This window comes from Massilia sp. S19_KUP03_FR1 (assembly GCF_036688685.1).
Lineage (GTDB): Bacteria > Pseudomonadota > Gammaproteobacteria > Burkholderiales > Burkholderiaceae_D > JALYUM01.
In genome coordinates, this window is sequence record NZ_JAQQPS010000031.1 from 47,503 (window position 1) to 58,547 (window position 11,045).

Annotated in this window: 7 protein-coding genes; 3 read left to right on the forward strand and 4 right to left on the reverse strand. The window is 58.5% G+C overall.

The features are described 5' to 3' along the window. The first annotated feature begins 412 nt into the window (after nt 1–412). On the forward strand, nt 413–2,158 hold the full coding sequence (locus V6M87_RS24990; RefSeq protein WP_332879390.1) for a class I SAM-dependent methyltransferase: 1,746 nt from the start codon (nt 413–415) through the stop codon (nt 2,156–2,158). Nucleotides 2,159–2,289: 131 nt separating this feature from the next. On the opposite strand, the gene V6M87_RS24995 is transcribed toward V6M87_RS24990, so the two are convergent. The 4 genes from V6M87_RS24995 to V6M87_RS25010 all read right to left on the reverse strand — a co-directional run bounded on the left by V6M87_RS24995 (nt 2,290) and on the right by V6M87_RS25010 (nt 6,272). After that, nucleotides 2,290–2,919 carry a glycine zipper 2TM domain-containing protein gene (locus tag V6M87_RS24995; protein ID WP_332879391.1) on the reverse strand — a complete coding sequence of 210 codons (630 nt, stop codon included), beginning with the start codon at nt 2,917–2,919 and terminating at the stop codon, nt 2,290–2,292. 409 nt (nt 2,920–3,328) lie between these two features. Further along, entirely contained in the window at nt 3,329–4,444 is a 1,116-nt protein-coding gene (locus V6M87_RS25000) for a serine hydrolase domain-containing protein (RefSeq protein ID WP_332879392.1), read from the reverse strand. A 362-nt stretch (nt 4,445–4,806) separates the two neighbouring features. Next, entirely contained in the window at nt 4,807–5,667 is an 861-nt protein-coding gene (locus tag V6M87_RS25005) for a nucleotidyl transferase AbiEii/AbiGii toxin family protein (protein ID WP_332879393.1), read from the reverse strand. Further along, nucleotides 5,664–6,272, reverse strand: a complete 609-nt coding sequence (locus V6M87_RS25010) for a type IV toxin-antitoxin system AbiEi family antitoxin domain-containing protein (protein WP_332879394.1) — start codon at nt 6,270–6,272, stop codon at nt 5,664–5,666. The genes V6M87_RS25005 and V6M87_RS25010 overlap by 4 nt, the downstream gene beginning before the upstream one ends. A 116-nt stretch (nt 6,273–6,388) precedes the next feature. On the opposite strand from V6M87_RS25010, the gene V6M87_RS25015 reads away from it, so the two are divergent. Further along, on the forward strand, nt 6,389–6,796 hold the full coding sequence (locus V6M87_RS25015) for a class I SAM-dependent methyltransferase (RefSeq protein ID WP_332879395.1): 408 nt from the start codon (nt 6,389–6,391) through the stop codon (nt 6,794–6,796). A 188-nt stretch (nt 6,797–6,984) separates the two neighbouring features. Further along, nucleotides 6,985–10,620 (forward strand): hypothetical protein, encoded by a 3,636-nt coding sequence (locus V6M87_RS25020; RefSeq protein ID WP_332879396.1) that lies wholly within the window; start codon nt 6,985–6,987, stop codon nt 10,618–10,620. The last annotated feature ends 425 nt before the right edge of the window (nt 10,621–11,045 follow it).

Here is an 11,045-nt window from a genome sequence, read left to right on the forward strand (position 1 = left end):
GCACCCGGCCCGCCGCTGCCAGATGGCGTCGCGACGAGACGAATCGTGTTCAATGACATCGCGCCTGCGCAAGGCAATGGGCGTCGTCGGGAAAGGACTTGGCGACCGAGCCCGGTCAACAGAACTATCGCTGAAGTCGTTCCACAAAGCAAGGATTTAACATGCGTGCTACCTTAATTTAGGCGCTTCGGCACCGCATCGCACGTCAAAACTTTATCGCAAAACCAACAATTTTGTTTTCTGTACAAGGCGCAAATGGCCGCGAGCATCGCGCGAAGGTCAAGAATGAGGGCACCGATCGGCTCGACACGGCGCTGCCGGCGACGAGGCGACACGATGGATGCCTGTAAGTGCGATGCGAGTCGTAATGCAATTACAATAGGTCAACACCGACGCACTACCACCGGGCCTGATGACGACCATTCTCCACTATGAGCAAAACGCCGGCCCGCTGATCGACCAGTACGAGTCGCTCGCATTTGAAGAAGTTCACCCGTCGCTTCTCGATCTGCTCCCCGCGCCAGGCTCCACGATCCTCGACATTGGTGCAGGGTCCGGGCGCGATGCCGCGTGGTTTGCAGCCCGAGGCGACGACGTCGTCGCCGTCGAACCCTCCGATGCCATGCGCACCCGCGCTCGCGCGCTCCATCCTTCCCCGCGCATCCACTGGCTCTGCGACAGCCTGCCGGAGTTGACGCAGGTGCGCCGCCTTGGCTTGAGCTTCGACTTCATCCTGCTCTCGGCCGTGTGGATGCACGTGCCGCCGGCATCGCGTGCGCGCGCCTTGCGCAAGCTGGCGACGCTGCTCGCACCGAACGGCCGCATCGCCATCAGCCTGCGTCTGGGCGAGCCCGATGCGGCGCGCTCGATGCACGTCGTCTCCCTGTCCGAATTGACGGCGCTGTCGCAGCAATTTGGCCTGCGGCTGCTGCATTCTAACGACAGCCCGGACAGGCTGGGGCGCGCTGGTGTCTCGTGGTCCACCGCCGTCCTTGGCTTGCCGGACGATGGCCTCGGCGCCTTGCCCTTACTGCGTCACCTGGTGCTGGTGGATGAAAAATCGTCCACCTACAAAATCGCGCTGCTGCGCATCCTGGCGCGCATCGCCGATACCGCCAACGGCGCCGCGCGCCATGAAGCCGATTACGTGGCGATCCCGCTGGGGATGGTGGCCTTGTTCTGGCTGCGCATGTACAAGCCGCTGATTGAAAACGCGCTGCCGCAAATGCCGGTCACGCGTACTGGATCGCGTCCCGGCTTCGTCACCGACAATTTCACGTCGCTGCGTGCGATCAATCCGTTCGAGCTGCGCGTTGGCGCTGTCTTCGATGGCGACACGGCCACGCGGCTGCATCGCTGTCTGGGAGAGATCGCGCAAATCATTCGCCTGATGCCTGCGAAGTATCTGCGCTGGCCAGCCAGCGATCAGCCAATTTTCGAGATTGTCCCGCAGCGCCGCATTGCCACGCCGTTGCCTTTGACAATCGATGCGCCTTTTCTCTGGAGTTTCGGCGAACTGCGGGTACCGCTGCAGATCTGGCAGGCGCTGGGCCGCTACAACGTCTGGATCGAGCCGGTACTGATCGCAGAGTGGCTGCGCTTGATGGAGAGTTATGCCGGCGCCAGCGCGCCGCATGTGCGGCAGCTTGGGCAATCGCTTCTGGTCTGGGCCGATCCGGAGCGCGACACGCGCATCGCGCGCGAGGCCGTTGCGCGCATGCGCGCCGCCGGCAAGCCAGTGTACTGCGTTTGGTCTGGCCAGCGGCTGAAGGGCGACTACGACATCGACCATTGCTTCCCCTTCGCCGCCTGGCCCTGTGGCGATGCCTGGAACCTGATGCCGGCATCAAAACCAATCAACAATCAGAAGTCGAATCGCCTCGTCACGCAGGGCGCCTTGGTCCGTGCGGGGGGCATCATCATTGACTGGTGGGATGGCGCGTTTCTGTCGAACGGCGACGCTGCCAGCCAGCGCTTCTTCATGGAGGCTGCGCAGACCTTGCCGCTGTTGATCGAGGAGCCGGGGACGGCCGATATTCTGGACGCGATGAAAGTGCATCGCATCCGGCTCGCCAAGGATCAGGGATTGCGGGCTTGGGAACCACCGGGAAAGAAGGGTGCAATTGATGTCGTGCTGGCTGCCGTTCGACAGATCTGACAATGTCGCCGGACGCGGGAATGGCGCCGCATCTGCGTGGCTTCAAGAGGCGTTGGACACCGTCATGACAGTGTTTTCGAATGACATGACGGGGTCTTCAAGCCGGTTTCGCAATGACTTCAGGCGCCGAATTACTTCTGAGTACCTGGCACTGGGTTGCGATCATGTGCGACCTCATTGCCGACGTAACCGCCCAACAATACGCCCGCTACCGTGGCCAGCTTCTTGCCGTTGCCGCCGCCTATCTGGTTGCCCAACACGCCGCCTGCTACGGCGCCAATCCCGGTGCCGACAGGGCTCATATCGCTGACATAATTGGCGACCGGATGCTGCGACGAAGCCGGGGCTTGCTGCGCGGACTGCGGCTGAGATTGCGCAGGCTGTGCGGCATGCTGGACCTCCTTGCGATGCGCAACAGGCGCCGGCTTGTTGATCGCCTGCGGTACCGCGCGCGGTTCGGCAGGATTGACTTCCTCAAACGTCCTGCCATCGGCGGTCTGAAAACGGGTGGCATTCACCTGCAGTGGCGCAGCAACAGGCGCTTGCATCGCACCGTCGACGGGTACTGCGGTCGGCGCCATCGGCTGCTGAACTGGCACCGGCACCGTCACGGCGGCGGACTGCAGGGCCGTGCTGTTCGACGATGGCAGCCAGCCCAGGATCGCGGCGGTGCCTACCAGGCTCACAACGATGACAGATGCAGCCGCTGCGATGGCCAGAGGATGTTTGCGGGCGGGAAGTGGTGTCGATAAAGTTTGCATGGTGAACTCCTGTTGAACTGATCCCATCCTAAGGGGCGCAAAGAATGCGTTCAACATGGATGGTGTATCAGTTGTAAGTACGCGTTACGCGCCGTCCCGACCTGGCGCGCCAGGCGCAGGAAAACGACGCGGATGCAGTAGATTGGCTGTGTCTGGTGAATCAGGGGACTATCTCGGCACGCAGAGACCGCATATACGTGAGCAGTCGTACCCAACAGCCAAAGACGGCATGTTTGCAAACGAGGAGGCGTCTTTATACGGACATTGCGCGAGAAAGGAAACGGATGGAATAGCCGTTTTCAAGTCGCTTCAGACGTCATCCGTGATGGACTGGCTGTTGCGCTGACTGACGCAGCCGGGAACGTCCTCGCTGCGTTTTTTCAGCGCGGTGCGGCACCGGCCAAACAAGTTATTTCGACTTGGCCGGACTCAACTGCATAAACAACTTCCCCGCCAAGCCCATCAGCACCTGGTCGGCGCCCATGTCCGGACCCGCATTGGCCACCATCAGCGCGCCGGTCCCTTGCTCGGGAAACAGCACTGCAATGGCAAGCCAGTTGCCGTCCGAGCCTTGATGCACCAGCGCGGGACCCTGACGGCCGGCGATTGATTGCTGAACACCCCAGTCGAGGCCGGCCGGACTGTCCGGCTGCGCCGTCTGCATCAGCAGGTAGGAAGCAGGCGAAAGCAGCTTGCCCTTGCCGGCCGCCCCGGCCAGCTGGTCCAGATTGAACCTCGCCCAGTCCTCCAGGCTCATGTGCAGGAAGCCGGCCGGCGCGTACATTCGGGGGGCGCCGTCGTCGAGCCGCGCCATTTTCAGCATCGGCTTGCCGTGCTGGTGGCCGCGATTCTGTCCATCGCCTGTGTTGCCGAAGCCGGTACGTGTCATGTCCAGCGGCTTGAATACCTCTGCGCCCATCAGTTCCTCGTAGCTTGCATGCGCGGCGCGCTCGGCGACGACGGTGGCGACAATGAAGCCGGCATTGCTGTAGCTGAAGGTGCCCGCTTTCGCTTCCGGCTTGTCCTTGAGGGCGGCGGCCACATAGCTCAGGCGCTGATCCGCGCTGGGGCGGTCGTCGCGGAAAAACTTCACCATCGTCTTTTCGTTGCGCAGGTCGCGCGCAAAGCCGGCGCGGTGCGAGAGCAGCTCGACCAGGGTCACTTTGCGGTATTCAGGTCGCATGCTTCGCGCCATGTCGGGCAGCATGGCATCGAGCGGCGTGTCCCATGCCAGCAGGCCGCGTTCGACCAGGCGCGCGATCATGGCCACCGTCATGACCTTGCCGGTCGAACCGATCAGCCAGACATCGTCGACTGCCACCGCAGCCTTGCTTCCTGCCTCGCGCACGCCCAGCACGGCCTGCGCCGAGACGGCGCCGTCGCGCAGGATGACGGCGCCGACGGCAGGCACGTTCGACTCGGACTTCGCCGCTGCGATGGCGGCCGACAGCTCGTCCGATGGGGTTGCGGTAGCAGCTGCCGCCAGGGTAACGGCGGCGACGCCGAAGAGAAATCGTCTCAGCATACTGTGTCCTTTTTTGACTTGTGTGGCCAAAGTGTAGCCGGCGCGATTGCAATTTTGCCCATGTTGCGATGAATGGAAGAATGCAGGGAATCAAATGCAACAATTTGCCGCCAAGCTGCAGTGGCTGCAGGATGGATGGTTCACAGCCGAAAATTGTGAGACGCAGTGACCCGCGTGAGCGTATCTTGACCTGAAGCCCCCAAAAGAGCGGGACGCTGCTGGACGTCCCGGGAGGTCAGCGCACAAAAAAGCCGCTGTAGCGAAGGCTAGAGCGGCTTTTTCTGGACGTTGCTGGACTTCTGCGAACGTCCCAATGTGAATTTTTGGCGGAGAGATCGGGATCTACTGGTCGCGGCTGGCAATCAGGTTGCCTGATCTTGACCCGCGACGATTAAAAATTGATTCAGTAACTCAACCACCTCCACAAGCGATGGCGCCGACAACTTACTTTTCGACAGAAACGCGTTCCACTGCTGCTGTTTCATTTTTTCGGCCGCAAAATCTATGGAAAGTCCGAACGGTTCGTCCTGTGGAACCGGCGTGTCGCGCCGTTTGAACGTGGCGTCGATCGCATCCTGAAGGATCGCGTGATCGATCGCTGCGTGGCGCGCCAAGACCCAAAGATCAAAGTAATCTTTCATGCGCGTGTTCGCCGCACCAAGCTTGACGATGGCATGATATTTTTCGGCCACTACGGTGTACACCGGATAAGCGCGCAGCACTGGCTGTGGCATGTCGTCCAGCACAACCGGAAAGCGAACGTTTTCGGCGGCAGGCGTTACTGCATCACCATAGCCGATATCGACCTGGATGGCACAACGTGCACCGTCCAGCGTCCCCCGCAAAGTTACACGCACGCCTTCGTAGTTGGCGTCTTTGCGAATCTCCACTGCCCGCACACTTTCCGGATCGAACACCAGCCCGTCATCGCATGGTTGCGTGCAGACGCCCTGAAAGACCGTGGTCAGATCATCCATTCCTGCGGACCCAAAACCGAGCAGGTCAATGTCACGCGTTGGCCGATGCGGCTCGTCGAACCAGAGATCGAACAGCAACGCTCCCTTGAGAAGAAATGCGTTCGACCATTCCGACGTGCTCAACCGATATAGCATCCGCTCGAGAGCGTATCGCGTCAGCATCAAATTGAAATCCACGCGGTCCTGCCGCGCGCGATCCAGCAAGCGTGCGCGCACCGAGGCTGCGATATTCTTGGTCGTCTTCATGCTGATGTCAGAGACTCGATGTACGGACGCATCACGTTCGCCACCCGGCAGACCTCGGCATACCGCCACAGGTCATCCATGTTGACGCGTCGTTCCTGCCATGCTTCCCGTAGCGCTTCCAGTGCGACATCGATTCCGATCTTGTTACGAAACTTGAAGCAGTCGGCCACAGTTTTGGCGATACAAAATACGCGGATTGTTGTTCCCGCCACATCGACCTCGTCGATTCCCTGCGTCATCGCTTCTCCCGACATTCGCACAATACGCAGCGGCGGATAATCGATGCGCGGCGCATGTGCCTTGTGTGGGATGGCGAGCCATATTTCGGAGGACTGTTGCGTCGTCAGTTCGTGAAATCGCAGCGCCGAAATCAGGCACAGCACGCCAATCTTGCTTCTGGCAGCCACCTCCACCACACTATCGTGCTCAGAACCGGGACGCTCCGGCAGTGAATACAGTCCGCGGCTGATTTTTACCAGTCGACCATCCCGTGCCAGTCCAGCGAGGACAGCGCGTGGTACACCGGCATGATCGACGTCACGGGTTCGAAGGAGTCCGTTGGTACGCGCAAGTGACAGGATAAATTCGGAATGATCTACGTTCATGCGATCACTTTATACAAATTCTAGGCACTTTTCAATAAATGCCGAGATATTGTAAAGTTATGAATACTTGAATGCATCTACAATAGGTCAACAGCGATGCGCTATCGCCGAGCCTGATGACTACCATTCTCCACTACGAGCAAAACGCAGGCCAGTTGGTCCACCAATACGAGTCGCTCGCATTTGAAGAAGTCCACGCGTCGCTTCTCGAGTTTCTCCCAGTGCCTGGCGCCACGATCCTCGACATCGGTGCCGGCTCCGGACGCGACGCCGCCTGGTTAGCAGCCCGTGGCGATGATGTCGTGGCTGTCGAACCATCCGGCGCCATGCGCAATCACGCGCGCACCCTGCACCCGTCACCACGCATCCACTGGCTGTCCGACAGCCTGCCGGAGCTGGCCCAGGTCCGCCGTCTTGGCTTGGCCTTCGACTTTATCCTGCTGCCGGCCGTGTGGATGCATGTGCCGCCAGCATCGCGTGCGCGCGCATTGGGCAAGCTGGCGCTTGTAAGGATGGGTGCGTAAATTGCTATTCCGAGCTGAGGAGAACCGCTTTGTTCGACATAACACCAGATGAGATTCTTCTACTAAACGATACCGATCTGCGTACTCTCGTTGCACGTCTATGCGAAGCCGAATTGACATCTCGGGGGTTATCCCCGGCGGCGGTCACATGGGGAGGAAGCCAAACGGCCGCGGATGGAGGACTAGACGTGCGCGTCGCGCTCCCTCCCGACACCAAAATTGATGGGTACATTCCACGTCCGTCTACCGGGTTCCAAGTAAAGAAACCTGACATGCCACGGGCGGACATCATCGCCGAGATGCGACCAGATGGCGTAATCCGCCCTGTTATTCAACGGCTGGGGGACGAGTCGGGCGCCTACATCATCGTGAGCGCGACCGGCTCGACCGCAGATAGTGCTCTTCAAAATCGGCAGAATGCCTTGCGCGAGGGGCTGAATAATGTTGGCAATGCCGAGCAGCTGAGCACGGACTTCTACGATCGGACACGCTTGGCGAGTTGGGTAAGGTGCCACCCTGGCCTGATCAGCTGGGTGAAGGAGAAAATTGGCCGAGCGTCGGTTGGTTGGCGCCCTTACGGTCCATGGGATGGAGCCACGGAAGGCCTCGACGCCGAGTATTTGCTCGACGACAAACTGCGTCTGCATCTCGGCAAGCACCGGGACGCTCCAGCACAATCGGTCGTGCAGGCCATTGACGGGCTTCGGGACGAACTGGCCATATCCGGCAAAGTTGTCCGCTTAGTTGGGCTGTCTGGGGTCGGCAAAACCTGTTTGGCCCAAGTGTTGTTCGACGCACGGATAGGATCACGTCCGTTGCCACAGTCACTCGCAATCTACACAAATTTATCCGATGACCCAGATCCACAGCCGACCGGATTGGCGTCTGATCTCATCGCGAATCGGACACGTGCAATCCTCATTGTCGATAACTGCCCGCCGGACCTGCACCGCAGACTGGCCGAGTTATGCGGAGGGAAAAACAGCACTATCAGCGTGCTGACGATCGAATATGACGTTCGTGACGACCAGGCCGAGAGGACTCAAGTGGTGCGCCTCGACACATCCTCTCTTGCGTTAATCGAAGGCTTGCTTCGGCGACGTTACACCCACCTATCGAAGGTCGATGCACACACGATCGCCGACGCATCGGGAGGTAACGCACGCATTGCGATCGCGCTTGCCGAAACGGTCGAGCAGTCGGACAGCATCTCGGGCCTGTCGAACGAAGAGTTATTTCAGCGGCTCTTCCGGCAACGAGAGGACCCAGATAACGCTCTTCTCCTGGCGGCCCAAATATGCTCGCTTGTGTATTCATTTCAGGGAACGATACTAGCTGGCGATGAGGCAGAGATTCCGCGTCTGGCTACCCTCGCAGGGCAAACACCCGCTGAGACATTTCGGCATGTGCGGGAATTGCTGCGTCGCGATCTGGTTCAGCAGCGTGGGCCTTGGCGAGCTGTTCTTCCACACGCAATTGCGAACCGGCTTGCAGCGCGTGCATTGGAAGATATGCCTTACGATTTCATCGACCAGCACCTCATCTCAGGCGGCACCGACAGGCTTGCTAAATCTTTCTCGCGGCGGCTTTCGTTTCTCCATGACCAACCTAGCGCGATTGCGATTGTTGAGCGATGGCTCGCGCCCGAGGGGCTCCTGCACAATGTGTCGGCACTCAATGAACTCGGGCGAACAATGTTTCATAACGTAGCGCCAGTTCTGCCAGAAGCGGCGCTCTCAGCCCTTGAACAAGTCGCGCTCAAAAGCCCGGATCTCGCAGTGACGGTATGGCAGCAGTACGTGTCCCTGCTACGGTCTCTCGCCTATGACGCTCCACTATTCGAACGAAGCGTCCAGATGTTGTCGCGCGCTGCTCTGGAAATAGGCGATCAACGAGCGGTAAAAGACATCTCGGATGCGTTTGTCTCTCTGTTCCCGATTTACCTCTCGGGCACCCATGCGACAATCGGACAGCGGTTGACAGTGATCGAGCGACTTCTTCTTTCAGGACAAGCCACGGCAAAGTCACTTGGTTTGCGTGCCCTGGATGCGGTGTTGAAGACTAATCGTTTCAGCTGTGGCTATCAGTTCGATTTCGGAGCAAGGTCAAGGGATTACGGTTTCGTCCCAGATAGTGATGAGAAGCTTACCGGCTGGTATTCCGCTGCATTCGAGCTAATAGAGCGTACGGCGCGGGTGGCGGAGTGGTTAAGAACTGAAATGCGTGGCGCCCTGGCACGGAACTTCACCGGTCTTTGGGCGATCTCGGGATTGCATGGCCAGATCGAAACTCTCTCCCGGGCGTTTGCCAACGATGGGTTCTGGCAGAAAGGGTGGCTTGCCTGCAAACAGACTTTGCGGTTCGGCAGCAATCATTTGGATACCGAGGGGACAGCACGTCTCAGAAAGCTAGAGGCCGAGTTAAGGCCGTCCAACGTCGCCGAGCAGGTTATTGCAATTGCGTTAAGTGATCAGTCGATTAGCTTCGATTTGGACGAACTGAACGCGTTTGATAATGGCTTTACGGGCGCCTCCGGGCATCTTGCCACAAGAGCACGCGAGCTGGGCGAGATAGTGGGTGCGGACGATACATTGTTCGAGAAACTCTTACCCGTAATGCTGCGTGGCGGAGTGAGGGCGTGGACGTTTGGCCACGGACTCGCCGAGACATCGCCGCAAATTCAAATCACATGGAGCAAGCTCGTGGAGGGGCTCGCTCTAGTGCCGTCCGAGCAGCAGGACGTTCAAGTGCTCAGAGGTTTTCTGGCCGAACTGTGGAAGCGGGATAAGGACCTTGTACACAGTATTCTCGATGCGGCGCTGGCGACACCGGACCTGGCAGCATTCCTTCCTGTATTACAAACAGCTGTAGACCTGGAAGAACGCGGGATGGCTAGGCTCCAGCAGGCATTACAGAACGGCGTCCCAGTAAAGAAGTACCGATATCTAGCATATGGCCAAGTCACCGACAGCGCACCGGCTGGACCATTCAAGGATCTGCTCTTGCTCATTGCCGATCAGCCCGACGGCTTTGACATTGCGTTGGAAATTCTACACATGCGCTTCCATTCGGACCGCTCCGAACAGCGTGACCACGAGCCAGAGCTACTACTGGCCGGCTCCTTACTGCTACGGGACATAAAATTTTGCAACGATAATTCGAGCAAAACATACCACCTTACAGAGGTAATAAGAGCGTGCCTGGTCGCAGTCAACGCCGGCTTGAACGCGTACGATGTGGCGAGACAACTCCGAGAAGCTGTAGCAAATTACAAGACCTACTCCTTCAATAACACTGATCTCCTTACTGTGCTCCTGCAAGTGCAGCCAGCAGAAGTATTAGATGCGCTGTTCGCGGGAAGCGAAGACGATAGATATGCAGGTCTACAAGTATTTGATTATCTTGACGCGCACGGAACCAATCCCGCTGATGTCATCTCTTGCGAAACACTCATCCAATGGTGCAGCGCAGACGCAGACGTTCGCTATCAACTGGCGGCTGAGTTCGTGTCGTTCGGCAAGCACACCGAGGAAAATGCATCTCTCGTATGGTCTGAACAGGCTGTTGCTTTACTTGTCGGTGCCCCGGCGCCTGAAAAAATATTGGCAACGTTTGTCGCCCGATTTCGTCCGACGAGTTGGAGTGGTTCACGTTCGGCGCTGATAGAGGCGAACTCGCGCCTCTTGGACAGCATGTCGCCATTACTCTCGTCGCTAGAACCGGCGGTTATCGCGGCCAAGGCTGAAATTGCAGAAGCCGTTTGCGCTGAGCGACGGCTCGAAACAGCGAGCGATCGAGTCCAGGATGAGAGGTTTGAATTATAAGATTTTGTCGACATCGAACCTGATCAAAGTTTCGCGCGGTGTTTCCGAGCAACTTCTCATAGATAACAGCGGCTTAACTTGCCCGCCGCTGCATCACCCTCGAGTTGCCTCAACGAGGATATCTTCAGCGATCCCGGCGTCAAGGCACGTTGACGCAATTTCTTCGCATATGTCGTAAAGCAGGTTAATCACCTCAAGACTACGATCAATACGAATTTGTTCCAGAAGTGGAAGCAGGTTTTTCAGAAGAAGGTTTTTGGCGCCCAGCCTTTGGAATGCAGGGAAGCGCGCGCCTCAATTCGCTTTAGACCTTGTCTTTCGGCTTGGCCGTCCTGGCCTGTATGTCAGTAAGGGCACCTCGTTATACACAACTCTTTAGTGCGCCCATTTCACGTAACGTGCGTATCGTTTCCGCCGCCACGTGA